We start from the raw sequence: 26,941 nt of genomic DNA on the forward strand, positions 1-26,941 counted from the left end.
CTTTTTCATGAAAGTTACCATCAAAGAGATAGCACAAATGAGCAATGTTGCTAAAAGTACCGTATCGAGATATTTGAACGGGGGATCAGTTAGTAAAGAGACAGCAAAAAAAATTGCTAAAGTAATAGCAGCTACAGGTTATGAATCCAATTTATTTGCAAGCAGCCTAAAACGAAAGAAAACGGGGATGATTGGTGTTATCTTTAAGGGCATTCAGTCTGTCAGTGTGGGTAAAATGCTTGAAGAAATAAATGATCGGCTAAGAAAACATAACTATTATCCGATTATTACGATTGAAACGATCGGTAACAGTCTTGAACAAGAAGTGGATAATATTCTTACTTTAGCCAAACAAGGTGTTGATGGCATTATTTTAGGTACGGATCAATTGACACAGAAACATACAGATGCGATTCAAAGCATTGATATTCCAGTTGTTTTAGTTGGTCAAGAGAGTGATTGCATTCATTATCGGAAAATTAATAACGTTAAGGCAGGATATATCGTCGGGCAATATATTGAACAGATGGGCCATACCCGTATTGCCTATCTCGGTCCTGACGATGGAGATCGAGAAGTTGGTTACAGCAGAAAAAAAGGGGTTGTTCAATACTTTAAAGAACAAAGAAAAGCATTTGATTTCAGCTATTTCAAAACAGGCTATACGTTTGAAGCAGGTTATGATCAAGGTGAACATGTGCTGAAGGCTAACCCCAGTGTTGTGATTGCCGCAACTGATCGCATTGCTATGGGTATCATTCAATATTTAAAAGAAAAAAAGATAGACATTCCAGAACGTATCTCTATTATTGGTTTTGGAAATTACGATTTTTCAAAAGTAGTCTATCCACCATTAACGACAGTAGCCTTTGATTATAGTCATCTATCAAAGCTAGTTGTACAAGATATGTTGGCCCTGATAAATGAAGAGAAACTGAAATCTAAGGATGAGGTCGATTTAGCATTAATTGAACGGCAAAGTGTAAAACGGTTAAATTCACTTTAAACCTAAAAACAAGACAACGAGATTAGTCGAATGCATGAAGGTAAATGCTAGACTTCATATCGATGTTTAAGTTGAGAGAGATGGAGAAGCGCGTCCGTTATTATTCTTTCAACGCGTCACCCTTTTTATCACGGATAAGCTTCCGTAACACGCCCGCCTCAAAATAGAGAGCAGCGCTCATCTATTTAGACGGAGATAATGGCTGCTAATGTTCTGATTCACTCAGCGACAATCAGTGGGAGAAGAATGCCTCTCCGCTGATTGGAGGTTTGTTTTATCACAAAATGGAACCGGTTCTATTCAAAAGAACGGTGTTAAGGAGGAAGAAAAATGGCGAAAAAAGATTATAAAAGTATAGCGGAAGCGGTTTTAGAAGAAGTAGGGGGGAAAGAAAACATTGAACATGTTGCCCATTGTGCAACACGGCTACGTTTGAATTTAAAAAATGAAAGCGTTCCAAGTGATGAGCAACTGAAAAATATCCCTGGCGTTATTGGTATTACTCGTGCGGGAGGACAGCTTCAAATTATTATTGGACAAGACGTAGCAAGTCTTTATCAAGAAGTATGTAAACAAGGTGATTTCGCAAAAGCAGATTCAGCCTCAACACGTACTGAAAATGAGAAAAAGCCAATAACGATCAAAACAATTGGCAATGGCATATTGGATGCTTTGGCTGGAAGTTTAACACCAGCTATTCCAGTTATCATTATTGCGGCATTTTTCAAAATGATTCCAGCGGTATTTGGACCAACGATGTTAGACTGGATTGCTGAAGGCAGTGACATATATGTACTTGCAACATTTGTTGGGGATGCTGGCTTTTACTTCTTTCCCGTTTTAATTGGTTACACATCCGCCAAGAAGTTCAATGCTTCCCCTTTAATGGGTATACTATTAGGAAGTATTATGCTTCATCCCACCTTTGTTCAATTAGCTGAAGAAGGGCAATCTTTTAGTGTGTTTGGTATACCCACACTTGTTCAGAACTATGCTAACACGATGTTACCAATAATTATGAGTGTATGGATTATGTCCTATCTTGAACGTTTCTTTAATAAACATATTCCTGGTGCATTAAAAAGTATTTTTGCTCCTGCTTTAACAATGGTCGTTATGCTACCCATTGCATTAAGTGTTTTAGGTCCGGCTGGAGCTATTTTAGGAACAGCTATTAGTGAAGCTATTTTAAATATGGATGGTGTCGTTGGATTTATTGGTGTTGCGTTGATCGGTGCTTCTTTCCAACTGCTTGTCCTTACAGGTATGCATATTATTTTGATCACCTCATTAATTCAAGCGTTTATGGTGAATGGCAGTGAAAGTTTTGTTGCCCCGGGATTAGCTGCTGCTAGCTTTGCAGTTGGAGGGATGTGTTTAGGTGCTGCCCTGCGCTTGAAGAATAAAAATGAGAAATCATTAGCATGGGGTTACTTTATCTCAATGATTGTTGGTGGGATAAGTGAACCTGGCCTTTACGGCATTGCTATTCGTTATAAAAAACCTTTGTTAGGGTTGATGCTTGGTGGTTTTGTTGGTGGACTTTATTTAGGTGTTGTTAATTCTGGTCATTTTACGCTTATCCCATTGACTAATTTATTAAGTTTGCTTGCTTTTACTGGCCACTCGACGGCAAATCTTATCAACGGTATCATAGGCTGTATTATTGCATTTGTTGTTGCAGCAATCACTGCTTATTTCTTGACGCCAGCAGATGGGGATTCAAAGTCAGCTCACAAAGAAATGGTCAAATAATTACTTTTTTAATATACTAGAATGACGCGTTTCAATAAGAACAAGTAGATAGGTGAAAGGGTTTGATGGCTCGCTTGTGATCATTCCCTTTCTATTCATGTATAAGGTTGTCGTACTAGAATGCAAGATAACTCAAAAATATAATGGAAAGAAATGTGATAAGAATGAGAATTAAACAAGTAATCGATATTTTAAAAGAGAAAACAGGAGCCGTAGATGTTGATCAACAGCGGACCAATGATCAGGTCATTATCGGTGATCCTGATCAAGAAGTGACAGCTGTGGTGACGACCTTTATGGCTACGATAGATGTTATTCATTATGCTGTCGCCAAAAAAGCAAATTTAATTATTACACATGAACCGACCTGGTTTAATGGACGTGATGATACCTCCTGGCTTAAAGATGATTTTATTTATCAAAAAAAGAAACAATTATTGTTAGAGCATAATATTGTGGTATGGCGCTTTCATGATTATATGCATTCAGCGAAGAAAGATCAAATCTATCAAGGGTTTGAACAAGCACTCGGTTGGCATGATTATAATTTAGCAGGCAACTCCTTAAGTTTGAATCCATTAGAGCAGGCAGCGACTTGTTATCAGATTCCCAAACTAGAGGTAAGGGCGCTTTTGGCACAGTTAAAAGAAGCGCTTAACATGAAAGTCATTCGCTATATCGGTGCTGAAGATGCCGTGGTCCAACGCATTGGGCTATTACTCGGGGGGAGTAGTCTGGGCTTAGGAGATGAAAGAAATCCAATGAAGCTCGTACAGGCGAATCATTTAGATACGGTAATATGTGGTGATATAACGGAATGGACTTTAAGTGCGTATATAAGAGATGCGAGTATGCTAGGTGTGAATAAAAATATGATTATACTTGGTCACGAGAAAAGTGAAGAAATTGGAATGAAAAATATTGTTCCATGGATGGAAAAACACTTGCCAAATCTAGAGATTTCTTTTATAGATTCTGAAGAGCCTTTTCGCTATTTTTACTAATTGAATAATGTCTGGCGAATGTCGGTGTTAGGGAGATCAATAATAACATTTCGAGTGGTGTGTCTCCAAGTCATTGGCATGCTAACATTTTATCACAGATAACCGTCCGTAAAGCGCCAGTCTCACAATAGGGAGTAGCGGTCAATCATATAGGTGGGCGCTAAAGTGTCCTGATTCACTCAACTAACCATCCGTGGAAAAAACGTCCCCGCGGATAGAAGTTTCGTTTTATATTTTCCAATAAAGAAATCCGAACTTTAACTCGAATGCCTCATGTGAGGTCATTGAGCAAGTTCGGATGATTAATTTACGGTAGCATTATAGTGATAATTCTACGGTCAATCTGTTAATCTTTGACGATCTGTTTTCTACGGTAAGCAAGTAATAAAAGAGCACCGACAATAAGTAGTAAACCACCAGCGAATAACCAATTAAATAATGTGGTAGCTGTTTTAGGTAATGGCCCCGAACCTGCTCGATCAATGTCATCATCAGATTCGTTGTTATCTGGCTCTGTTTCACCAGTACTTGAACCTTGATTGGTTTCATCTACATCAGTATCGTCCTCAATGACGGGGTCTTCAATCGTATGCTCACTTGTCATGTCCATAATACCATACAAACTGAAATGTGTGACTTCACCTGTGACTTCATTTGTGTCTTTGTTATAATGTGTTGGTGCTATTTCCTCTAGAATTTTGCCAGATTGATCAAGATAAACCATACTTAATTGGTCCCAATTTTCAATGCGTTCGCTGTCTACTTGGAACGTTAACTTAATTGGCGGATCAAAGCTGTCTATGTTTATGTTAAATCGATAGACAGGGCTAACTAAACGGTCATCATCAATGCTAACTTCTTCAATACTGAATGTCATGTCATCATTTATAGACATTAATTCAATTGGAATGATGACTTGAACACCTTGGTAAGATAAAATGAAATCTTTATTTTGCTCTAATTGTTCAATAACGTGTTTAGCTATTGTTATCGTTGGTTCAGTCAGTGAATAGTAGTAGCTATCATCTCTTTCTTCGAGTTGCTTCAAATCGTTAATGGTTCGATTGTCTTCTAGATCTAAGTCGCCAACACGGTATAAGTAAAAGTCATCAAGGCTCCCCCAGGCACTAGCATTAGCAATGATTTCTGCTCCAATAGTAAGTTTGCCATCCGTTACTTTAATGTTTTCAATTTCAGATTCTACCCAGTTTCCCCAACCGTTAACTTCAGTTAATTGTTGATAACGTTGATCACTTGTTTCTGCGACAAGGTTCATACTAGATTCATACGTGTCTCCACCTTGGATAAACATGGACAAATTATAGTAGCCTGGTTCAAGGTTTTCAATCACTTGTTTAATAGAGAAATCAACAGGCTCTTCGGACCAATAGTGAACATGATGACTTCCTGTCCGTGAATCAGCACTTCCTGTTGCGATACGAGCATGTTCGGCTACTCCATCTGGGAAAGATAAGTTCCACATGCTCTGGTCACTATCCTCAAAACTTGAATTAAGAATGAAGTTTTCCGACAGTACATTTAATTGACCATGGACAATAAGTCCAGATTCCGTTGCTCCATCAATCGTATAACTGCCTCGCCCTTGGCTTAAAGCTTGTGCAACGGCTTGTTGATTCCATTCAATCCGTAGGTTCTCTTCCGTTTGATCATTGTAAACAACCGTGACTGTTTCAGGTAGTATAGGGGGTGAACCTAGTATGACATCAATGGAAATATCTTTTACATAATCAACTTCTTTTGGAGCAATTGCCCCTGTATCAACATAATTAAACACATTGATGGTTGGTAAAGGGTGACCGTTAAAGTCAAATAAGGCTTGATTATCAACAGCGCTTCCTCCATACCATCTTCCAGCATCATCTGGATCATAGCTTGCAGAGTAGCTTGAGGCCCAACCGGATCCGTGTTCTTCCCAAAGCAGTTGATTCGTTTCGAATTGTTCAGCAGGTCCTACAGGTAGCCAAGCAGGTTCCCAATAGAAAACGCCGATACCCGCTTCTCCTACATCTGCGACAGCTTGAAAAGCATCTCTTAACGCATTAGCTTGTCCTTGTAGTGAAAAAGGATACGGTGGGTTCGCTTCATTTCCCGTAATCGTATTTTCATGTCCATCGCCATCCTCTATTGTATAAGCATACGACGTTTCAGCAATCATGACTTTCTTGTCATATTGATCAGCGATATGGGAAAGTTCATTCGTTAGATGGTCAAGTGTCCCGTGCCAAAAAGAATAATAGGAACTTGCGAACACGTCATAATCGACGTTATATTCGTCCATAGTTGAAGCTAACTGACGATAGCGTCCCTCTGTTTCTGGATTAGTGAAATGGAGTGCAACAAGAACGTCAGCGTCAAAATCACGGACCGCTTGGCTACCTGCACTGAAAAGGTGAGTAATATTTGCCCAGTCATTTTCCCCAGATATCGTACTATTTGTCTCATTACCGACTTGAACCATACCGATATCAATACCTTCGCTTCTCATTTCTTCCAATGTGTTGCTCGTAAAGTCATAAAGAGTAGAGGCCTTTTCATCAATATCCATGTCTTTCCATTCTTTAGGTACTTGTTGTTTGCCTGGATCTGCCCAAAAATCGGAATAGTGGAAATTAACGAGTAGTTTCATACCATTAGCTGTAGCCCGTTTTCCGATTTCGATTGCTGTGTCGACATCATTGTTCCCTCCGCCATAACCATTCCCGTCAGGATCATAAGGATCATTCCATATCCGCACCCTGACATAATTAGCACCTGCTTCAGCAAAGGTCGTGAAAATATCTTGTGCTTCACCTCGCTCATTATAAAAAGTGACCCCACTATTTTCTAAAGCAATAATACTTGATATATCGACCCCTTTAATAAAGTCATCTGATAAACCATCGACACGCTCAACGAAAATATCAGATTCGACGGGTTCAATAGCCTTAGAGGATGTAGTTAAGCTGAATTGATCTAGAAATCCCCATGCGCCAGGTTGCCCCGTTAGCTGGGCACCCACTTCAACATCGACAAGATCTTGCTCAATTTCAAACGTATAAGTTAATGATAGCCAATCATTCCATCCTGTGGTTTCGACTAGATCGAAGGCTTTGTCACCAACAAACAGTTGGACGAGCCCCGCCGTGTCATGATCCCCACCCATCGATTGTACAGAAACGGTATAATTTCCTGCTGGAAGATGATCAACCGTTTGGGATAAGGTGAAAGATTGACTGGAGGTTTCCTCTGATTTTACTGAATAATTTAATGCATAGTCACCTTCGAATACGTCTGTTGCGCTGTGATGGACCTCTGCTTGCTCTGGGTCCCAATCTGTTATTTGCCAACTATTATCTTCGAAGAAATTAGTTTCAAAGTCACCATTTGTTAATATATTTGTAGATTGTGCTCTAGTTAAATTATACGATTGACTAAAACTAAATAAGCTAAAAACTAAAATAGAGATAAGGAAAAACGAAATTGCTTTTTTTGTTCCTTTCATCGTCACATCACCTCGAGTAGATTATGATAAATTAAAAAGGTTCACCTCCTCATAAATTAAATTAATTTACTTATACAAATAGTATAAAGCGCTTCCAATCGGTTTTATATATCAAGATATTCGCCCAAATCTTCAAAATATTAAACAAGAAGGATGCTAAAGCTCATCGATTAAGCAAATAATAGTCAAGATCGATACTCATATGTGCTAAATTAAGGCAATAAGTAAAATAACATGAATGGTTAGATTATTTAACAAAAACAATAAAAAAGTTTCAGAAAAATCTTTGTATTATAGTGAAAACGTTCACTATTTGGTACAATGTTTCATGTAACCGCTATTTTATTGACACTTAGTTTTATGATGGTAAGATCAAACTATATCAAGAAGGAGCGATCATATGAAAATCGCAACCATACGCTTAAGGGAATATTATGATCACGCAAGTACAACAGAACAAGCCATTATCGATTATATTTTAAGTCATCCGGATGACGCTTCGAAAATGACGATTTACAAGTTAGCTGAAGAAACCTTTTCTTCACCATCGTCAATTATTCGTTTATGTAAGAATAATGGTTTTTCTGGTTATAAAGAGTTTTCTAAGGCGCTTATTTATGAACAAGCCGTCCGCAAACATTATAAAGCGAAGGAAATCGCAGATGTAACCAAAGCGGATTATATTGATGAAATTGTTAATAAAGTAACGAACAAAAATATTTTGTCCTTAGAAGAAACAACGAACTTACTTGACTTTGATGTGATTAAGCACTGTGTTGAGATGATCTATGATTGTGAAAAACTCGTTCTTTTTGGTATTGGTGCATCATTGATTGTAGCAAAAGATGCTCAATTAAAATTTACGCGAATTAATAAAATGGCTTATGTCAGTGAAGATTGGCATACACAATTATTAATGGCACGGAATATGACACCCAATGATCTTGGGATTGTTATTTCATATTCTGGACAAACGCAAGAAATGATTGAATGTGCTAAAACTGCAAAACACAATAAAGCTGAACTTATTTCGATCACAAAGTATGGTCAAGCACCGATCATGGATATTGCGGATCACAATTTATTTGTTGCCGCCAATGAATATGCTTTTCGAAGTGGGGCAATGTCTTCTCGTATTTCACAGCTTAACTTAGTGGATATTTTGTATACATGTTATGTCAATATGCAATACGAGAAGTCGATAGAAATATTAGAAAAAACGCAAATACGGAAGGAGTCAGATCAGGATGATTGACTTAAACAACATATCGACAGAGCAACAGAATCCAAAAACGATGAATCTTGATCAAATGTCCTATTTAGAGGCGCTAACGGTAATGAATCAAGAAGATATGAATGTTGCCGTTGCCATAAAACCTGTTCTACCACAAATTGAGCAAGCGGTTAAAAGGATTGTTACCGCTTTTGAAAATGGAGGGAGGTTGATCTATCTAGGTGCGGGAACAAGTGGTCGTTTAGGTGTTCTTGATGCTGCCGAATGCCCCCCTACTTTTGGTACACCAAAGGAAATGGTAGTGGGATTAATTGCGGGAGGTGAGCAAGCGTTCACAGAAGCGGTTGAAGGTGCGGAAGATAATAAAGAAATGGGAGAAGCTGACTTAAAGGCGATTAACTTATCCAGTCATGATGTGGTGGTCGGACTTGCGGCGAGCGGTCGCACACCGTATGTCGTTGGTGCATTAGCTTACGCTAACCAAATGGGTGCAAGCACTGTTGCGGTTGCTTGTAGCCAAGGTTCTGAAATTGGAGCGATTGCAAAGATCGCAATTGAAGTTGCACCAGGACCAGAAGTGTTATCGGGCTCAACAAGGTTAAAAGCAGGTACAGTACAAAAAATGGTGCTAAATATGTTATCAACTATTTCTATGGTTGGAATTGGCAAGGTTTATAAAAATCTAATGGTAGATGTGCAACCCACCAATAAAAAACTTGAGACACGAGCAGAAAATATTATTATCAACGCAACAGATGTTGATCGAGAGTTAGCCAAAGCCAAACTATTAGAAAGTGAAGGAAGTGTAAAGCTAGCGATTACGATGATTTTGCTAAATTGTGATTTGGAAGCAGCAAAAGCAAGCTTAGCTCAAGCGAAGGGACATATTCGGAGAACTTTACAATAAATGAGGAAGAGGTGTTTTACATGGCTAAAAATAATGAACAGTTGATTCGTGAAATTGTTGAATTAGTAGGTGGAGTAAGCAATATACACTCAGCGACCAATTGTATGACACGTTTGAGAATACGTTTAAAAGATGATGATAAAGTTAAACATGAGGAGCTTAAAGCTAAAGATGAGATTATGGGTGTTGTCAATGCTGAAACCCTTCAAATAGTTGTTGGCCCAGGTAAAGCTAAAAAACTAGCTGATCTTTTAATTGAACAGTATAATGTTTCCCAAGATGCCTCTGGAACAAACGACTGGCAAGAAAATAAACAAGCAATAAAACAGAACCAAAAGCAGAGTAAATTGAAATCGGCACTTGAAACCATTTCGGGTATTTTTATTCCAATGATTCCAGCAATTATTGCTGCAGGTATATTTAACGGGTTTAGTAGTTTAATTGGGACGCTTCAAGGTGAAGAGGTAATAGATGGGCAAGTTTGGGAAACGATTCGCTTGTTATTCTCACTTATTGGTACAGGGTTTCTCGGTTATTTTGCAATCTTTACAGGTATTAATGCAGCGAAACGATTTGGTGCAACTGAGGCGCTTGGTGGGATGGTTGGTGCGATGTCGATCGCTGCACCCATCAATGATATTTCACAATTGTTTGGTTTGTTTGATGCGGATGAACCACTGAATTCAGTTTTGACAACTGGTAAAGGTGGGATTATCGGGGTGATCTTCGGTGTGTTTATTCTAGCCAAGCTCGAAAAAGCCATTCGTAAACGTGTACCAGATGTATTAGACCTTATTGTTACACCTGTCTTGACCTTATTAATAACAACATTACTTTTTGTTTTCGTGGTGATGCCTGTTTCAGGTATACTATCAGACTGGTTAGTGAGTGCACTAAGCATTATTATTGGTTCTGAATATGCAATTGTTAATGTGATTTCTGGTTATATATTAGCCGCCATCTTTCTACCGATGGTACTCTTAGGCTTACACCATGGTTTAATTCCTATCTATGCAATTCAACTTGAAGCTTTAGGCGGTGTCTCTCTATTCCCAGTCCTTGCTATGGCAGGTGGTGGTCAAGTCGGTGCAGCTGTTGCGATCTACCTGATCTGTAAAAAGGCGGGTAATGAACGTTTGCGGCAAGTCATTGCTGGTGCTCTTCCAGCAGGTATCCTTGGTATTGGTGAGCCACTTATCTACGGTGTCACGTTACCACTTGGTAAACCTTTTATCACAGCTGGATTAGGCGCTGGATTTGGCGGTGCATATGTTATGATGACCAATGTGATGGCCAATGCATGGGGACCATCTGGGCTAGTTGCGGTGCCACTTATGCATGCTGATAAAATGATTCATTTTGTAATCGGTATTTTCATTTCATATATTGGTGGTTTTGTCATCACACGTCTATTTATTAAAAGTAAGGATGTAGCTAATGCATAAACCACTAGGATTTTCGATTTATATTTCTAGCTTTGACCAACAAAAAGCAATGCTTGAACCATTAACAGGAAGTAGAAGTGCGATCTTCACTTCCTTTCACATCATGGAAGAGGTTGATCAAACGTATCATGTAAAAGCAAAGCAAATGTGTCAGTGGCTTGCTGACAGACAATTTCAAATCATTGCCGACGTTTCACCGAAAACGTTGGAGCTATTTGATTATCCAGATATGGTTAGCTTTGCTCAAGCCATGCACATTTCAGCACTGCGATTAGATTATGGCTTTGATCAAAGTGAAATTGAACAAATCGCTAAGCTTTTTCCACTTGTTTTTAACGCATCAACACTTAATGGTCAAGCGCTGCCTATATTAGAGAATCGATTATCTTTGTCTGCGATGCACAATTTCTACCCTAGACCGGAAACAGGCTTAGATCCTGATTTGTTTCAAACCATTAATCAAACGATCATCAAGCAGGATATAGAAGTCATTGCCTTTATCCCTGGTGATCAACAATTACGAGGACCGATTGGTGAGGGATTGCCTACTCTCGAACATCATCGTGGGTGGCCCCCATATGTTGCGCTTGTTGATTTAATAAAAAATTATCAAGTCACATCTATTTTTGTTGGAGATATCGTTCTATCAGACCAACAATTAGCATTAATCCAAACGTTTCTTGAGGATGATGTCATCCAGCTTCCTGTGACTTTTTTAGAGGGGAATTATGATCTATATGAACAAATATTTACGATACGTGTCGATTCTCCCAAAGGGTTAATGCGATTGCAAGAGTCGAGAGGTTATGCCAGTTTAGGGGATAGGAAACGACCAAATAATTGTATTGAACGTAAATGCGGTTATATAACAATGGACAATGAAAAGTATCAGCGTTATTCTGGAGAAATCCAAATCATGCGTGAAGATCATCGTCAAGATCAGCGGGTTAATGTGATTGGTGAAATAGATAAAGCTTATCACCCGTTAGTAAATGGCATAAAAAATGGCGATCGCATCAAATTTATTTCACTCTAATGGTTGCTGTGTCATGGTTCAGAGCACATGCCCGTGAAAAAACATATGCAGGTCGTGCACTTTCTAGGTTGAAGATAATCATAACACTTATCCATTAACCAGAAAATTTGGGTTGTATAAATAAAAGGAATAAACACATTCACTTACTTTTGTGAATGTGTTTATTTTCGATAAAGAAGTGGTAATGGTTAGATAAACATATTTAAATGAAAAAAATTGTTTCTTAAGCACATTAAAAGACGGGTATTAAAAATAATATGATTCCATTAAATATGCTTTTAGAAAAATTTAGTGTTATCATTGGATTAATTTAAGCATACGATACTCAAATAAAGGATGACTACTATGACTTTTTCTATTGTTGGTTATGATCCAGAGACAAAGGAGTTAGGGGTTGCTGTAGCTTCGAAATTCCTTGGTGTCGGAAGCGTTGTACCATTTGCTAAAGCAGGAGTTGGAGCCGTCGCATCACAATCATTGGGCAATCCGGTTTATGGAATTGATGGACTGGCTTTATTGGAAAAAGGGAAGACCGTTGAAGAAGTGCTACAAACTATTATCGATCAGGATAAAGAGAGCGATTGGCGCCAAGTGGGTATTGTAGATCGTGTAGGACATAGTATGACCTATACGGGCGCTAATTGCTATGATTGGGCTGGTGGTGTCGCAGGTGCTAACTTTGCCATTCAAGGTAATATCCTTGTTGATGAGCATACTGTCAAAGCGATGCATGCGACCTTTTTAAAAACAAGAGGTGACCTAGCGACACGATTAATAAAATCGCTTCGTACTGGAGACTTAGCTGGTGGTGATCGTCGAGGCAAACAATCTGCTGCCTTATTGATTGTAAAAGAAGGAGCAGGCTATGGAGAGACTGATCGATACATCGATTTACGGGTAGATGATCATATTGATCCAATTCCGGAATTGCAACGTTTGTTGGATCTGCACTATTTGTATTTTAAACCGACAGATCCTGATGATATTTTGAAGATTGAAGGTGAACTTGAGCAGGAATTAATTAACCAGCTTGAAAGATTAGGCTATTACGATCGCAATTCAACGGATCTTGTCACAGCACTTCAGAAATTTCAATACATTGAGAATTTTGATGAGCGCGTGCAACAACCGGGTTATGTTGATCGTAAAGTTGTTGAATTTTTAGAACAGCTTGTACAAGATGGATAGTTGACGAACAAAGGTTATTCCAAGCGGAGTAGCCTTTTTGTGTGCGAAGCGTAAGTCATCACACAGATCAAATATAAAGCACGTTTATCAGATAACCATCTGTAAAACGCTCGCCTCAAAAATAGAAAGTAGAGAAATGTGCAAAGTAGAGTCTAACTCATGTCATACTATTTTTCTCGAGAGTATAAGTAAAGCAAATAAAGGTTACTATATTTCTTTTTTTCTTTCGGTTTCCATATCATTACAATCTATCTTTTGCAACGTCATATGAATATATTCTTTGATATAACATTATTAAAATTTCCAAAAATTCTATCGAGTTTGAATAATCTGTGATAAGATGAACTTGCTTTTAAGAAAATTCGATTAAAATGAGTTAAGGAGAGATATTATGAAAAAAATAGGTTTACTTCCACGTCTTGTTATAGGGATTTTGGGAGGTATGTTAATTGGTTTTCAATTCCCTGAATGGATTGGAAATGTCCTTTATACGTTTACCCATATCTTTGGAGAGTTTCTTGGCTATATTGTGCCACTGATCATCGTGTCGTTTATTGTTCCGGGGATAGCGGATCTCGGTAAAAAAGCGGGGCGCTTATTGGCAGGTACAGCTGGTCTAGCTTATGCTTCCACGATTACAGCGGGAATGATTGCATTCTTTATTTCTATGTTTATTATTCCGTTGATTATAACAGACAGCGCCGTAGCAGAGGGTGAGGCTGCAGGTTTAAGCCCGATTATAGAATTAGAGCTTCCTGCGATAATGGGTGTTATGACAGCATTAGTAACGGCATTTATTTTTGGGCTAGGCATCAATTATATTCGTCATGAAAAATCCTATACATTGCTTTATCAAGGAATGAATGAGTTTCGAGAGATTATTGTTTTAGTAATTAAAAAGATCATTATTCCATTATTACCTTTACATATTGCCGGTATTTTTGCTGATATGGCAGCATCAGGTGAAGCTTTTCATATTTTAGGTGTGTTCGGTCAAGTCTTCATCTTAATTATTTTAATGCACTTGGGTTATATTTTGATTCAATACAGCATTGCAGCAATGCGAACAGGTGTGAATCCTTTTAAAGCCATGAAAAATATGATTCCTGCGTATTTAACGGCGCTTGGAACAATGAGCAGTGCAGCGACGATACCTGTCACACATCGAAGCGCCAAACGTAATCAAGTTAGCGATGAAATAGCGGATTTTGTCATTCCACTTTCAGCAACTATTCATTTAGCAGGAAGCACGATTACATTGGTTGCGTGTTCCGTTGCTGTGTTAGTTATAGGGAATCAGACACCACAATTTATTGAGTTCTTACCATTTATTCTATTATTAGGTGTGACCATGGTAGCTGCACCAGGTGTGCCGGGAGGAGCGGTTATAGCCGCTTTAGGCTTATTTTCTTCGATCCTCGGATTTACAGAAGCTCAGACTGGACTTATGATTGCTTTATATATGGCTCAAGATGGATTTGGAACAGCATGTAATATTACGGGTGATGGGGCGATTGCACTTATTGTAGATTCGTTCGTCAACAAAAAGCATAAAGCTAAAGCTTAATAAAAAGGTATGTGTTTATGATGACAAATAAGACGTAGATAGTATGTTTTTAGAACCTGTCTACGTCTAACCTGCTAGCAAGCGATGGCGCGATAGATCGAATAAATGTACAAAAATAGTGTGTCAGTAATACGGGTATGAAGTCTACGTTGAGAAAACTTAAAACATCCCCCTACTGTAGTATTTTTTTACTTTCTTTCTTGAACGTGATAAATTAAAGTAAATCACAATACTTAAATGGATTTTAATATATTTGACATGGATAATCGTCCATAAAACGCCCACTGATTGAGAATTGCTTTATGGAAGTTGAATATATTTTAAATTAATTTTTAGAGAAATAGGGGAGAACAATGGATAAACCAAAGCTAGCAGATGTTGCTGAACGGGCAGGTGTATCACTTACCACTGTGTCACGTGTTTTAAATAACCGGGGTTACATTGGCGATAAAACAAGAAAAAAAGTTCATGCTGCAATGAAAGAATTGAATTATTATCCGAATGAAATTGCAAGATCTTTATTTATAAAAAAGACATATATTGTAGGCGTTATCTTTCCAACGACCAATAATCCTTTTTATGGACAACTTATTTATCACCTTGAAAATTTTTGTGAAGCATTGGGCTATAAGGTCCTATTATGCAATAGTGGGGGTCGGGAAGATAAGGAACGTGCTTATCTGGAAATGCTACAAAGCCACCAAGTTGATGGGATTATTGCTGGAGCCCACAATAGGGGGATCGATATTTATCAGCGTTCAAAAATGCCGATCGTGGGTGTTGACCGTTATTTAGCGGACCACATTCCAATTGTATCAAGTGATAACTATCGCGGTGGTGTGATGGCAACGGAACATCTCATTGATCGTGGTTGTAAACATGTTCTTCATATTAACGGTCAACTTTCATTAGAAACCCCAGCTAATTTAAGACGGAATGCGTATGAAGAAACCATGAAACAGAAAAAAATGCCCTATCAAACCTATGAAACTGTTGGTGATTACATTTCACGAATGTTTGATGAAAATCCAAAGATTGATGGCGTTTTTGCCAGTGATGATTTAATTGCTGCTCGTGTGATTAGAGAAGCAAATAAGAGAGGTATGCGTGTACCCGAAAATCTGAAAGTTATCGGTTATGATGGCGCGGATATGACACGTATGTTATTACCAGAGCTAACAACAATTAAACAGCCTATTAAAGAAATGGCTGAGGAAGCAGTACGTCTTTTAATGAATCAAATTAATGAGGTGGAGAATCCTACAGTTGCTAATATCACCTTACCTGTTCAGTTAATCCAAGGAAAAACAACGTAAAAAATCTCATTTATCACAGATAACCGACCGTAAAACGCCCTCAAAATAGCGAGTAAAGCAAATCGATTGAGGTGGATGGTTTACGGACGCTAATGTTCGGATTCACTCAACGAACCATTAGTGGGTGGGTAATATCGTAGACTAAGACCGCCACATTTTTTAAAAGGACTACAGACTAAGATCGCCACGTTTTTAAGAAGGATTACAGACTAAACCCGCCACGTCCTGTGGCAACGTCTGCATGACCTACATCCTGTAGCCCTCCGCCCACTAATTGAAGGTTGATTTTATGTGTGTGAATTTCTTTTAAAAATAAATATGTCAACCGGTTGACATATTTATTTTAGTCACTTATAATTAGCTTACACAATACTTCATAGCATTGTGTCAACCGGTTGTCATATTAGTCGCTAACGTTTGTAAGCGTATACTTTTGTTAATTGACTATAAGGAGTTGAAATGATGAAGCAACCAGAAGATGTGATCAATAAAGGTTTAATGAAAGATGTTAAACACGATCATATGTCAAAGAAAGAATCAAAATGGGCGTACATTAAGAAAAATTACATTCTTTACCTTTTTCTACTTCCAGCTGTTACACTCGTATTTATCTTTAAATATATTCCAATGTATGGTGTTCTTATTGCCTTTCAGGATTTTAGTGTGACACGTGGCATCTTTGGGAGTGATTGGGTAGGTTTAGCACATTTTAGAAGCTTTCTCACATCACCCAATTTTTTTCAAATCTTTTCGAACACCATAAAATTAAGTGTATATGGCTTAGTTATTGGGTTCCCTGTTCCAGTGCTACTTGCACTTATGTTAAATCAAGTTAGACGAGCAAAAATCAAGAAAAATATTCAATTGATTGTTTATGCGCCACACTTTATCTCGACCGTAGTTATTGCGGGGATGATTTTTATTTTCTTGTCACCGGCAGGCCCGATTAATGCGTTGATTACTCAGGTTACAGGTGATTCCATCGCATTTATGTCTAATCCAGCCTACTTTAGAACCATATTCATTATTTCTGGAGTCTGGCAAGGAGCGGGATTCTCATCAATTGTGTATGTGGCTGCGTTATCGAATGCGGACCCACAATTACATGATGCAGCGACCATTGATGGTGCTTCGCTTTTACAGCGTATTTGGCATATTGACGTCCAAGTCCTTAAGCCAGTTATGGCAGTTCTTTTCATATTAGCGGTCGGTGGCATTATGGGGGTAGGTTTTGAAAAAGCCTATTTACTGCAAACAGATATGAACATTCCGGCCTCTGAAATTATTGATACGTATGTTTATAAACGTGGTTTACTATCTGGAGACTGGTCATTTGGTGCGGCAGTGGGCTTGTTTAATACGATCATTGGGTTAATTCTATTAGTTATTGCTAATGGAGTTATTAAAAAACTCAATGGTGAAACTCTTTATTAAAGAAAGGAAGTAACGCCATGTCTAAGCAAACGCTCATCAATAATTCACGCTTTGATCGGATGATATTATTTCTTAATAAGATTCTACTCATTTTGATTGTATTAGCGATTATAATCCCAATTGCTTATGTCGTTGTAGGGTCTTTCTTAAAGCCAAATATTTTGCTGAATCAGGGGATCTCATTTAACCCTGAACATTGGACGCTTGATGGCTATCGACGTATTTTTGAGGATGGTTCGATTGTAAGAGGGTTTTTAAACTCCGTCCTATATGCATCTGGTTTCACGTTTATCGCTGTGTCCTTCACTGTACTAGCAGGCTATGCTTTATCTGTTGAAACGCTAGTCGGTGGGAAAATCATTACCGTATTCTTTCTGTTTGCTATGTTTTTTAATGGCGGGATGATTCCTACCTATCTCGTTGTTAGAAGTTTAGGTCTAATTAATACACCTTGGGCAATTATTTTACCAGGGGCAGTAGGGGTTTGGAATATTATTTTAACACGTACTTTTTTTAAGGGGGTGCCAAAGGAACTGAAAGAAGCAGCAGAAATTGATGGTGCATCAGATTTTCGTATATTTATAAGCGTTATTTTACCACTTTCAAAGCCGATCATTTTTGTAATCGCTCTCTTTGCTTTCATTGGACAGTGGAATGCTTATTTTGATGCCATGATTTACTTAAACGATCGCTCATTATATCCTCTACAGCTTGTATTACGTGAAATACTGGTGCAAAATGAAGTGCCACCAGGCATGATAGCGGATCAGCTGGCACGGGCTGAAATGCAACGTGCAGCAGAGATGATTAAATATTCATCCATTGTGGTAGCAAGCTTACCGCTTATGGTCATGTATCCATTTTTTCAAAAGTACTTTGAAAAAGGTGTTATGGTTGGCTCGTTAAAATAAGAAAAAGGAGTGTCAAAAATGAAAAAATTTTTCAGTTTAATCATGGTTATCGTTGTTTTACTGTTAACTGCGTGTGGCGGTGAAGAAGTATCACATTCTGAAGATTATGGTCTTGAAAATATAAGTTTTCCCTTAGAGGAAACAGTTACGCTTAAATTCATGACATCAAGCTCAGCAATGGCACCAGATGATCCGAATGAGAAGCTGATTTATCAACGTTTAGAAGAAGAGACAGGCGTCCATATTGACTGGTTAAATTTTACCGGTGAAACATTTGATGAACGTCGTAATTTAGCTCTAGCTACAGGTGAAATGCCAGATGCAATCAAAAATGCAGCATTTAGTGATTATGAGTTATTGGAATATGCAAATGATGGAGCTATTATTCCGCTAAATGACCTGATTGATCAATATATGCCCAATTTACAAGCAATACTTGAACACTCGCCAGAATATGAGGCAATGATGACAGCACCTGACGGTAATATTTATGCTTTCCCTTGGATTGAAGAATTGGGCGAAGGGAGAGGCAGCATACATTCAGTTGATAACTTTCCATGGATTAATGTGGATTGGATTGAAGAACTTGGTCTAGATATGCCACAGACAACCGAAGAATTAAAAGAAGTTTTGATTGCCTTTAGAGATAACGATCCAGCGGGAGATGGTCAAACGATTCCGATGTCATTCATCATTAATGACGGTGGCCAAGATCCGGGATTCTTATTCGGCTCATTTGGCTATGGTGATAACTGGGATCATACCGTTGTTACAAACAATGATGAGGTAATCCTTACATCAATGCAAGAAGGTTACAAAGATGCCATTCATTTTATGAATGAATTGTATGACGAGCAACTTATAGATATAGAAGCATTCGAACATGACTGGCCGACATATGTTGCAAAGGGGCAAGAAGGAAGATATGGGCTATACTTCACGTGGGACAAAGGAAACATTACCGGTATGGGCGATGACTATGATTTAATGAATCCGCTCGCAGGTCCTGATGGACAGATTAATGTACCACGCACAAATGGAATGGGCTTTGACCGTTCGCGGATGGTTATTACGAGTGCTAATGAGAACTTAGAACTAACTGCAAAGTGGATTGATCAGCTTTACGATCCGTTACAATCTGTTCAGAATAACTGGGGAACGTATGGTGATGATGAAATACAAAATATCTTTGAATATGATGAAGAAAATGAGATGTTAAGGCATCTGCCACTTGATGGGGCAGCACCTGTTGAGTTAAGGGAAAAAACATCTGTTGGGGGACCATTAGCTATCTTGGATAAATACTATGGTGATGTGACAACGATGCCTGATGATGCGGCATGGAGGCTTAATTTGATGGATGAAGTAATGGTTCCTTATATGCAAGCAGATAATATTTTTCCAAATGTTTTCTTTGATAATGATGAATTGGATCGGTTATCAACAATAGAAGCCGATTTAATCCCATATATTCATCGCAAGAAAGCAGAATGGATCACAAATGGGAATGCTGATGCAGAATGGGATGCGTATTTACAAGAATTAGACCGTCTTGGTGTTCAAGAATGGTTGCAAATTAAACAAGACGGTTACGATCGTTCAAACGAATAGAGAGGATGGTTAGCTTGTTACAGACAAATAATCAATTTAGACCTAAAATACATTTTGCTCCCGAAAAAAATTGGATGAATGACCCAAATGGAATGGTTTTTTTCAATGGCATTTATCATTTATTTTTTCAATATAATCCGAATGATAGTGTATGGGGGCCAATGCATTGGGGCCATGCAATTAGCAAGGATATGATCCACTGGGAAGAGCAAGCTATTGCGCTCTTTCCAGATGAATTAGGCATGATTTTTTCGGGGAGTATTGTCATCGACTGGCATAATACGTCAGGCTTCTTTGAAGATCAGCCTGGTATGGTCGCTATTTTTACCCATCACTTAGATCAACCCTCGGGACCACCTAAACAATATCAAAGTCTAGCTTACAGTAAAGATGAGGGTAAAAGTTGGGTGAGCTATACAGGTAATCCGGTATTAAAGCATCCAGATAAAGTCGATTTTCGAGATCCAAAAGTTTTCTGGTATGAGAAGATGAAGCGTTGGGTCATGATTCTTGCGACTGGGCAAACCGTGATGATCTATACATCAATCAATTTGATCGATTGGCAATTTAAAAGTGAATTTGGTGAAGGCAAGGGTTATCAAGAGGGCGTTTGGGAATGCCCCGACTTGTTTGAACTTCAGATTGAAGGAACAAATAAAACGAAATGGGTTATGTTAGTCAGTGTAGGAGATAATCCTGACAAACAAGAAGGTTCAAAGACACAATACTTTATTGGGGATTTTGATGGGGCGATTTTCACACCTCAAGATGACCATCTAAGGTGGCTAGATTACGGAAAAGATAATTATGCTGGAGTGAGTTTCTCAGATATACCTAAAGCAGATGGTCGCCGCATTTATATGGGGTGGATGAGTAATTGGCGTTATGCGAATCAGGTGCCCACGGGTGAGTGGCGTGGTCAAATGACACTTCCTCGTAAACTATCACTGGTTGAAACAAACGAAGGCATGTTTTTAAAACAAGTGCTAGTTGAAGAAATGATGCAATACATGTATGACTGTAAGCCATTGGCACCAAATCAACCCATAAATAATTTACAAGTGCCATTATTTGAAGTGCCATTCATGGTCGAGATGCTCGTCGACCCCTTAGAGGCCAAAGAAATAGACTTTACCTTTCAAACCGATTATGATGAAGAGCTTATTGTAAAGTTAGACTGTTTAAAAAAAGCTATCATATTAGATCGTAGTCGCATAGGAATTGTTGAGTTTTCAGAGCTATTCTCGGCTGAACAAGTACTACCTGTAGCACCAAACAAACCTTATTACTTACAGATGGTTATCGATCATTCTTCTATAGAAATCTTTAATGATGACGGGAGATATGCATTGACAAGCTTGGTGTACCCGCGTGCTGCATTTGATAAGCTCGTCATAACAAGCGATAGTTCAGAAGCAAAATTAATTGAAGGTAAATGTAAGCGAATTAAAATAGGTGATGATGCATAAGGCATGATGGAAAGGATGAGAGAATGAATAAAGTAGCCTGCATTGGTGAACTACTTATCGACTTTTTTTGTCAGGATATAAATGTGACATTAATGGAAGGAAAGCACTTTATTAAGCAAGCAGGTGGCGCACCGGCAAATGTTTGTTCGGTCGTTTCCGCTTTTGGTGGAGAAGCGTATTTTGGTGGTAAAGTAGGCGATGATGCATTTGGTCATTTTTTAGAAGCGACGCTTCGTGAACAAGGTGTGCATACGAAGATGCTCAAAAAAGATCCCCATCATCATACCACTTTTGCCTTTGTGTCATTAGACTCAACAGGAGAACGTGATTTTACGTTTGCTAGAGGCGCGGATCAATATTACTCGGTTTCTGATATCGATGAGAATCAATTAGAGGAAATCAATATATTGCACTTTGGTTCAGCCACAGCTTTATTATCTGACCCTTTTCGAAAAACGTATCTTGCGTTAATGGAGTATGGGCACAAACAAAACAAATTTGTGTCATTTGATCCCAACTATAGAGATGACCTCTGGCGAGGCAAAAAAACATCCTTTATTGCATGGGTGAAACAATGCTGCGAAAAGGCAAACTTGGTTAAGGTAAGTGAAGAAGAGCTCGCTTTAATTACGAGTCAATCGGATTTGAGTCGGGGAGCAAATGCCATACACCAGTTAGGTGCTGAGATAGTTATGGTTACGCTTGGTGAGAAAGGCACCTATGTATCTACACAGAACTTTAATCGAATAGTAAAAAGTATAAATATTAAATCGATAGATTCTACAGGTGCAGGGGATGCGTTTATTGGTGCTTTACTGAGTCAACTTGCAAAGGAATCGTATTATTCTGAAGTGCTAATGAATGAACAGTTGTTAGTGGACTATGTGATGTTTAGTAACGTTGTTGCTGCACTTGTTTGCACGAAATTGGGCGGGATAGATAGTATCCCAACATACGATGACGTGAACCAATATTTACGCAAATAAGAAATGGAGGGGGAGGAGAAATGTATCAAAATTCATGGTTTATGCGGATAGGTACACTGGGTTTTCATCTCCTTCTCTTAAATATGTTTTTTTGGGTTGGTTTGTTAATAGGTATCGGTATCTTTGGGCTTTTCCCAAGTATCGTTGCGTTATTTGCTGCCCTAAAGCAGTTAGTGATCAATAAAGATGATCAAAAACTGTCGCGCACATTTTGGCAGAATTATAAAAATGAATTTCTAGCCGCTAATCTTCTTGGTTTTATTTATAGTGTAAGTTTCAGCAGTTTGTATTTTTACTATCGAATACTTCACACACTCTCCTCACCGATTTGGGTTCAGCTGGGGAGCGGTGTATTTATATTCGTCTTGTTAATTATTGTACTGAGTTTGAGTGCGGTCTTTCCACTTTTCGTCCATTATAAGTATCGTACTTGGCAGTATCCAAAGTTTGCACTTATTTATGCGGTATCAAGACCGCTCCATACCTTATCTTTACTCTTGATTTTATTAATCCTTTGCATTATTTATCTAAGATTTTTTGCGTTATTTCTTCTAATAGGTGTTAGTTTAATGGCATTAGTTATCATTTGGATCGGATCTAGTCATTTGCTTAGCGCACAGAGCCTTTAGATCGTCATCATTAGGCTCAATCCGCCCGAGAGTACCCGCCAGCAGTGAAAGATAATGGCGTTATCAAGGCTGGCATTCAGAGGAATGGGACTAAAAATGAATAGGCTGAAATAGAAGCCTAAACATATTATACGAGGAGGAATAAGGTGAAAAGAACCGTTGTTATATTGAGTGTGGTCCTGTTATTGTTGATAGGTCTAGTCGTGGGTATAGCTACAGTAACTTTACCGATCTTCACCGAAAGTAAGCTGTCCGTTTTAGGATTAGAGCAAAATACAGGCTATTACAATATTTTAGATTACGGTGCGCAACCTAATCAGCCGAGCTTTGATAACGCGGCAGTTTTTAATGAGATAATTAACGATATGGGTGAAAATGGAGGGACTATTTATATTCCTGTCGGTAACTTTTATATTGACTCATCAATAGAAATTGATCGCTCATACGTTTCAATTATTGGCGATAATAGTGGTTTGCGAAGTGGTGTAGATGGTTCCAATCCTAAGACACAATCGGGTGGTGGTGGAGCAAAGTTGATTGTTCAGTCTGGAGTAACAGCTATTCGAATTTTAGATGAGGAAAGTAGTCAACGCATTTCAGGAATTACTTTCAGGAGTTTCCAAATTCGAGGAGAGGAAAATAACGGTATAGGGATTCAAGCTGTGCAAGACACTGATCGTGTTGTAATAGATGATTTGGTTATCAATCATGTTGGTACTGGTGTACAACTGCATGGGGCAGATGCAGCATCGATACTAAATTCTTGGATTGCAGAAACGCATACATCGATTATCTTAAATGGTGCTTCTCAACAAGCGAGCATTGTTAACAACTCCTTAGGTGCACAACCAAGTGGCGTGACTATTGAAATGGAAAATCCACAATGGTTTACCATTAACGGTAATAATATATATCCAGACGGTGCAAGCAACATCCGCCTATATAATCCGACGTATGGAACCATCTCAAGCAACACGATTTCATCACGTTATACAGGTATAATTGAATTTTTGGCAAATAATGATGGCGCATACGGTTATGGTAATTCAATAAGTGGTAATACGATCTCTATTAATAACTTCCGACCACACCCTGAAAAAAAAGAGATAGATTGGGGGATTTTGCATATCGTAGCCTCTAATACGTTCATTCATGGTAATCAAATCAATACAGATGTTATGCCGGAGGGTTATACAGCTATTACTATAGAATCAGGAGAAAATAATCGAATCTCAAACAACTCGATTGGTGTAACTCATTCATCAGAATCGAAAATTATCATACGGCAACCATCTCGTCATACACTTGTGACTGACAGTATTTATCAGAATGAATTTCAGAATGACGGTGGAGAAAGTAATTTAAATATACCGCTCCCTGAGTCGTGAATGAAATGAGGTATACTTGTTTTAAAAGAGCTCTGTCCCCTTATGTGCTTGAATGGGGGCAGAGCTCTTTTCTTGTAATAATAAAACTCAACCGAATAAAATATGCTAAGTTAATTTTTCCACTTAAAAGATTTAGAATGAGGACATCAGTTTGTCACTAGTTTACTTCATTCTTTTGTTTTTAAAATGAATAGTAGAGAAGATATTAGAATATCAATCATATTAAATGTATTATATCTCTGTGACTTTGTGTTGATAAGTAGAAGCGAAGAGACGGCTAAATTTCATTATCTGTTTGTTAGCTTAGTTACATCTATATATTTACATTCGGGTATACTAAATAAATACCATTAATTTAGATATTCAACCGTAGATAATCTTCATTATCAAAAGTGACGCCATACTAAAACATAAAAATGCTATCAAACATAGAACGCGCTTTCTTGATTGTAAGATTATTTAACTCTGGTATAGACAACTACATATTTAGTTGGTAAGCTATCCATGTAGTTAATTAGGGATGGGGGTTTTTATAATGAAGAGTTATTTACAACGGCTTGGACGTTCACTAATGTTGCCAGTGTCCGTCTTGCCCGCAGCAGCCATACTTTTAGGGATTGGTTATTCAATGGATCATTCTGGATGGGGCGAAGAAAATGTGGTTGCTGCCTTTTTAATAACCGCAGGTGATGCGATATTAGGCAATATTGCGATTTTATTTGCCATCGGGGTTGCTTTAGGGATGGCAAAAGAAAAAGATGGTTCAGCCGGATTAAGTGGATTAGTTGGCTGGCTTGTCATTACATCTTTACTTTCTCCAAGTTCCGTATCATTGCTTAGAGGGATTGAAGTTGATGCGGTTTCACCTGCCTTTGAGAGTATTGAGAATGCCTTTATTGGGATGATTTCTGGTTTGGTGGCGGCAAGTATGTATAATCGCTTTAGCAAGACGAAACTTCCTGATGCATTAGCTTTCTTTAGTGGTAAGCGTTCAGTTCCGATTATGACAGCTTTATCTATGCTATTTGTTTCTGCTATTATGTTTTTTATTTGGCCAGCTGTCTATGAAGGATTGGTGAGTTTTGGTACATTCTTTAGTGAATTAGGTGTGTTTGGAGCAGGGTTGTACGGATTCTTTAATCGATTATTAATTCCGACGGGTCTCCACCATGCGCTGAATCAGGTGTTCTGGTTTGATATGGTTGGGATTAACGATATTGGTAACTTTTGGTCTGGGCAAGGTGAATTAGGTGTGACAGGCATGTATCAAGCCGGCTACTTCCCTGTCATGATGTTTGGCTTGCCAGCAGCTTGTTTAGCCATGTATCACACGGCAAAAGAGACGAAGAAAAAACAAGTGGCAGCTTTATTGTTAGCGGCTGGATTTGCAGCTTTTCTAACTGGTGTAACAGAACCAATTGAATTCTCATTTATGTTTGTAGCACCGCTGTTATATTTCGTTCATGCGTTGTTAAGTGGTATTTCACTCATGGTAGCAGCAATGTTTAATTGGACAGCCGGTTTTGGTTTTAGTGCTGGATTTATTGACTTTTTTTTAAGTTCTCAATTGCCTTTAGCAAACAATCCATATATGCTTATTGTACAAGGTTTAGTATTCGCGGTTATTTATTATGTGATATTCCGTGTATTAATTATCAAATTCAATCTGAAAACGCCTGGTCGTGGAGATGAAGATTGGGATGAGGATTCGGTAGCTGAGACTAGAGACGCAGGAGATGATAAGTATACACAAATGGCGCAAGAGATCTATCAAGGTTTAGGTGGAGAGAGCAACGTGATTTCAATTGATAACTGTGTCACTCGCCTCCGTCTTGAAGTGAAGGACACATCAGTAGTTGATCAAAAACGGATAAAGGATACAGGCGTTCCAGGTATTAATGTGATTGATGATCATAATATTCAAGTCGTTGTAGGAACACAAGTTGAATCTGTAGCCAATGAAGTTAATAAGTTACACAAATAAACATCATAAAGATAAAACAGTAGGCCTTGCTTACTGTTTTATCTTTAACACTTTTTTCATCCGTTAAGAGAGGTTGAAATTATAGTAAAGAAGTGAAAAGCGTTTATTAAGGCTAAGAAAACGGACGCAGTCTTGCGTATATCTAAACATGATGATAGTAACTTTAAGGGAGCAAAACAAGTATATCTATCCCAACGATTAATATTAACTCAATTTTCGCACACTGAAAATAGTCATTCAACCTTCTCATACGTTTAGCACGTTATTTCGTTCCGAAAAGCAAGGGATTCGCTTCTCGCGGGGAGGGCTTCAGCTCACCCTATTCCCGTAGGAGCCTCATCCTTTGCTAATCTCCACTTAGACTGGTGGTTCATACTAAATGCGATTTCTCCATTTTTCGTGCGAACACAACTCGCTTTCGTGCGAATTTCTCACTTTTCGTGCGAGCGCAACTAGCTTTCATGCGAACTTCTCACTTTGCGTGCGAGCGCAACTAGCTTTCATGCGAATTTCTTATTTTGCATGTAAGCCCAACCGCACGAAATAAAGTGAATTCTTATTCTGCGATG

19 protein-coding genes are annotated in these 26,941 nt (G+C 38.4%); 18 read left to right on the forward strand and 1 reads right to left on the reverse strand.

Going from position 1 to position 26,941, the window contains the following annotated elements; translation table 11 throughout:
* Positions 1 to 7 precede the first annotated feature (7 nt).
* From JOE23_RS00580 to JOE23_RS00590, 3 genes are all read left to right on the forward strand, one after another.
* Positions 8 to 1,006: a LacI family DNA-binding transcriptional regulator gene (locus JOE23_RS00580; RefSeq protein ID WP_204435346.1), complete on the forward strand. Its 999-nt coding sequence runs from the start codon at positions 8 to 10 to the stop codon at positions 1,004 to 1,006.
* A gap of 330 nt (positions 1,007 to 1,336) precedes the next feature.
* A complete protein-coding gene (locus JOE23_RS00585; protein ID WP_204435347.1) occupies positions 1,337 to 2,761 on the forward strand; it encodes a PTS transporter subunit EIIC in 1,425 nt (474 codons plus the stop codon).
* A gap of 164 nt (positions 2,762 to 2,925) precedes the next feature.
* Positions 2,926 to 3,765 carry a Nif3-like dinuclear metal center hexameric protein gene (locus tag JOE23_RS00590; RefSeq protein ID WP_204435348.1) on the forward strand — a complete coding sequence of 280 codons (840 nt, stop codon included), beginning with the start codon at positions 2,926 to 2,928 and terminating at the stop codon, positions 3,763 to 3,765.
* Positions 3,766 to 4,111: 346 nt separating this feature from the next.
* On the opposite strand, the gene JOE23_RS18040 is transcribed toward JOE23_RS00590, so the two are convergent.
* Positions 4,112 to 7,267: a glycosyl hydrolase 53 family protein gene (locus JOE23_RS18040; RefSeq protein WP_204435349.1), complete on the reverse strand. Its 3,156-nt coding sequence runs from the start codon at positions 7,265 to 7,267 to the stop codon at positions 4,112 to 4,114.
* A 400-nt stretch (positions 7,268 to 7,667) separates the two neighbouring features.
* Here JOE23_RS18040 and JOE23_RS00600 point away from each other — a divergent pair, with 400 nt between their 5' ends.
* The 15 genes from JOE23_RS00600 to nagE all read left to right on the forward strand — a co-directional run bounded on the left by JOE23_RS00600 (position 7,668) and on the right by nagE (position 26,372).
* Complete coding sequence (locus JOE23_RS00600; RefSeq protein WP_204435350.1) at positions 7,668 to 8,522, forward strand: MurR/RpiR family transcriptional regulator; 855 nt, start codon at positions 7,668 to 7,670, stop codon at positions 8,520 to 8,522.
* Positions 8,515 to 9,408 carry an N-acetylmuramic acid 6-phosphate etherase gene (murQ, locus tag JOE23_RS00605; protein ID WP_204435351.1) on the forward strand — a complete coding sequence of 298 codons (894 nt, stop codon included), beginning with the start codon at positions 8,515 to 8,517 and terminating at the stop codon, positions 9,406 to 9,408. Before JOE23_RS00600 ends, murQ begins: the two co-directional genes overlap by 8 nt.
* Positions 9,409 to 9,428: 20 nt before the next feature.
* Positions 9,429 to 10,853, forward strand: coding sequence for a PTS transporter subunit EIIC (locus JOE23_RS00610; RefSeq protein WP_204435352.1), 1,425 nt, complete (start codon positions 9,429 to 9,431; stop codon positions 10,851 to 10,853).
* On the forward strand, positions 10,846 to 11,889 hold the full coding sequence (locus tag JOE23_RS00615; RefSeq protein ID WP_204435353.1) for a MupG family TIM beta-alpha barrel fold protein: 1,044 nt from the start codon (positions 10,846 to 10,848) through the stop codon (positions 11,887 to 11,889). The genes JOE23_RS00610 and JOE23_RS00615 overlap by 8 nt, the downstream gene beginning before the upstream one ends.
* Positions 11,890 to 12,234: 345 nt before the next feature.
* Positions 12,235 to 13,077: a DUF1028 domain-containing protein gene (locus tag JOE23_RS00620; protein ID WP_204435354.1), complete on the forward strand. Its 843-nt coding sequence runs from the start codon at positions 12,235 to 12,237 to the stop codon at positions 13,075 to 13,077.
* A gap of 391 nt (positions 13,078 to 13,468) precedes the next feature.
* Positions 13,469 to 14,644: a dicarboxylate/amino acid:cation symporter gene (locus JOE23_RS00625; protein WP_204435355.1), complete on the forward strand. Its 1,176-nt coding sequence runs from the start codon at positions 13,469 to 13,471 to the stop codon at positions 14,642 to 14,644.
* 353 nt (positions 14,645 to 14,997) lie between these two features.
* Entirely contained in the window at positions 14,998 to 15,960 is a 963-nt protein-coding gene (locus JOE23_RS00630; protein WP_204435356.1) for a LacI family DNA-binding transcriptional regulator, read from the forward strand.
* 498 nt (positions 15,961 to 16,458) lie between these two features.
* Positions 16,459 to 17,394 carry an ABC transporter permease gene (locus JOE23_RS00635; protein ID WP_420827527.1) on the forward strand — a complete coding sequence of 312 codons (936 nt, stop codon included), beginning with the start codon at positions 16,459 to 16,461 and terminating at the stop codon, positions 17,392 to 17,394.
* 17 nt (positions 17,395 to 17,411) lie between these two features.
* The gene (locus JOE23_RS00640; RefSeq protein ID WP_204435358.1) at positions 17,412 to 18,305 is read left to right on the forward strand and encodes a carbohydrate ABC transporter permease; all 894 of its coding nucleotides are present in this window, start codon (positions 17,412 to 17,414) and stop codon (positions 18,303 to 18,305) included.
* An 18-nt stretch (positions 18,306 to 18,323) separates the two neighbouring features.
* Positions 18,324 to 19,916 (forward strand): type 2 periplasmic-binding domain-containing protein, encoded by a 1,593-nt coding sequence (locus JOE23_RS00645; RefSeq protein ID WP_204435359.1) that lies wholly within the window; start codon positions 18,324 to 18,326, stop codon positions 19,914 to 19,916.
* A gap of 5 nt (positions 19,917 to 19,921) precedes the next feature.
* Positions 19,922 to 21,385, forward strand: a complete 1,464-nt coding sequence (locus tag JOE23_RS00650) for a glycoside hydrolase family 32 protein (RefSeq protein WP_239585194.1) — start codon at positions 19,922 to 19,924, stop codon at positions 21,383 to 21,385.
* A gap of 23 nt (positions 21,386 to 21,408) precedes the next feature.
* The gene (locus JOE23_RS00655) at positions 21,409 to 22,371 is read left to right on the forward strand and encodes a carbohydrate kinase family protein (RefSeq protein WP_204435361.1); all 963 of its coding nucleotides are present in this window, start codon (positions 21,409 to 21,411) and stop codon (positions 22,369 to 22,371) included.
* Between the two features lie 20 nt (positions 22,372 to 22,391).
* A complete protein-coding gene (locus JOE23_RS00660; RefSeq protein ID WP_204435362.1) occupies positions 22,392 to 23,000 on the forward strand; it encodes a YesL family protein in 609 nt (202 codons plus the stop codon).
* Between the two features lie 146 nt (positions 23,001 to 23,146).
* On the forward strand, positions 23,147 to 24,388 hold the full coding sequence (locus tag JOE23_RS00665) for a NosD domain-containing protein (protein WP_204435363.1): 1,242 nt from the start codon (positions 23,147 to 23,149) through the stop codon (positions 24,386 to 24,388).
* A gap of 535 nt (positions 24,389 to 24,923) precedes the next feature.
* Positions 24,924 to 26,372, forward strand: a complete 1,449-nt coding sequence (gene nagE, locus JOE23_RS00670) for an N-acetylglucosamine-specific PTS transporter subunit IIBC (protein WP_204435364.1) — start codon at positions 24,924 to 24,926, stop codon at positions 26,370 to 26,372.
* The last annotated feature ends 569 nt before the right edge of the window (positions 26,373 to 26,941 follow it).

Source organism: Amphibacillus cookii, assembly GCF_016908375.1.
Classification (GTDB): Bacteria; Bacillota; Bacilli; order Bacillales; family Amphibacillaceae; genus Amphibacillus_C; species Amphibacillus_C cookii.

Excerpts from the sequence above, each read along its gene's own strand:
- JOE23_RS00580 (WP_204435346.1), top strand. The coding sequence starts at position 8 with ATGAAAGTTACCATCAAAGAGATAGCACAAATGAGCAATGTTGCTAAA.
- JOE23_RS00585 (WP_204435347.1), top strand. The coding sequence starts at position 1,337 with ATGGCGAAAAAAGATTATAAAAGTATAGCGGAAGCGGTTTTAGAAGAA.
- JOE23_RS00590 (WP_204435348.1), top strand. The coding sequence starts at position 2,926 with ATGAGAATTAAACAAGTAATCGATATTTTAAAAGAGAAAACAGGAGCC.
- JOE23_RS18040 (WP_204435349.1), bottom strand. The coding sequence starts at position 7,267 with ATGAAAGGAACAAAAAAAGCAATTTCGTTTTTCCTTATCTCTATTTTA.
- JOE23_RS00600 (WP_204435350.1), top strand. The coding sequence starts at position 7,668 with ATGAAAATCGCAACCATACGCTTAAGGGAATATTATGATCACGCAAGT.
- murQ (WP_204435351.1), top strand. The coding sequence starts at position 8,515 with ATGATTGACTTAAACAACATATCGACAGAGCAACAGAATCCAAAAACG.
- JOE23_RS00610 (WP_204435352.1), top strand. The coding sequence starts at position 9,429 with ATGGCTAAAAATAATGAACAGTTGATTCGTGAAATTGTTGAATTAGTA.
- JOE23_RS00615 (WP_204435353.1), top strand. The coding sequence starts at position 10,846 with ATGCATAAACCACTAGGATTTTCGATTTATATTTCTAGCTTTGACCAA.
- JOE23_RS00620 (WP_204435354.1), top strand. The coding sequence starts at position 12,235 with ATGACTTTTTCTATTGTTGGTTATGATCCAGAGACAAAGGAGTTAGGG.
- JOE23_RS00625 (WP_204435355.1), top strand. The coding sequence starts at position 13,469 with ATGAAAAAAATAGGTTTACTTCCACGTCTTGTTATAGGGATTTTGGGA.
- JOE23_RS00630 (WP_204435356.1), top strand. The coding sequence starts at position 14,998 with ATGGATAAACCAAAGCTAGCAGATGTTGCTGAACGGGCAGGTGTATCA.
- JOE23_RS00635 (WP_420827527.1), top strand. The coding sequence starts at position 16,459 with ATGAAAGATGTTAAACACGATCATATGTCAAAGAAAGAATCAAAATGG.
- JOE23_RS00640 (WP_204435358.1), top strand. The coding sequence starts at position 17,412 with ATGTCTAAGCAAACGCTCATCAATAATTCACGCTTTGATCGGATGATA.
- JOE23_RS00645 (WP_204435359.1), top strand. The coding sequence starts at position 18,324 with ATGAAAAAATTTTTCAGTTTAATCATGGTTATCGTTGTTTTACTGTTA.
- JOE23_RS00650 (WP_239585194.1), top strand. The coding sequence starts at position 19,922 with ATGGTTAGCTTGTTACAGACAAATAATCAATTTAGACCTAAAATACAT.
- JOE23_RS00655 (WP_204435361.1), top strand. The coding sequence starts at position 21,409 with ATGAATAAAGTAGCCTGCATTGGTGAACTACTTATCGACTTTTTTTGT.
- JOE23_RS00660 (WP_204435362.1), top strand. The coding sequence starts at position 22,392 with ATGTATCAAAATTCATGGTTTATGCGGATAGGTACACTGGGTTTTCAT.
- nagE (WP_204435364.1), top strand. The coding sequence starts at position 24,924 with ATGAAGAGTTATTTACAACGGCTTGGACGTTCACTAATGTTGCCAGTG.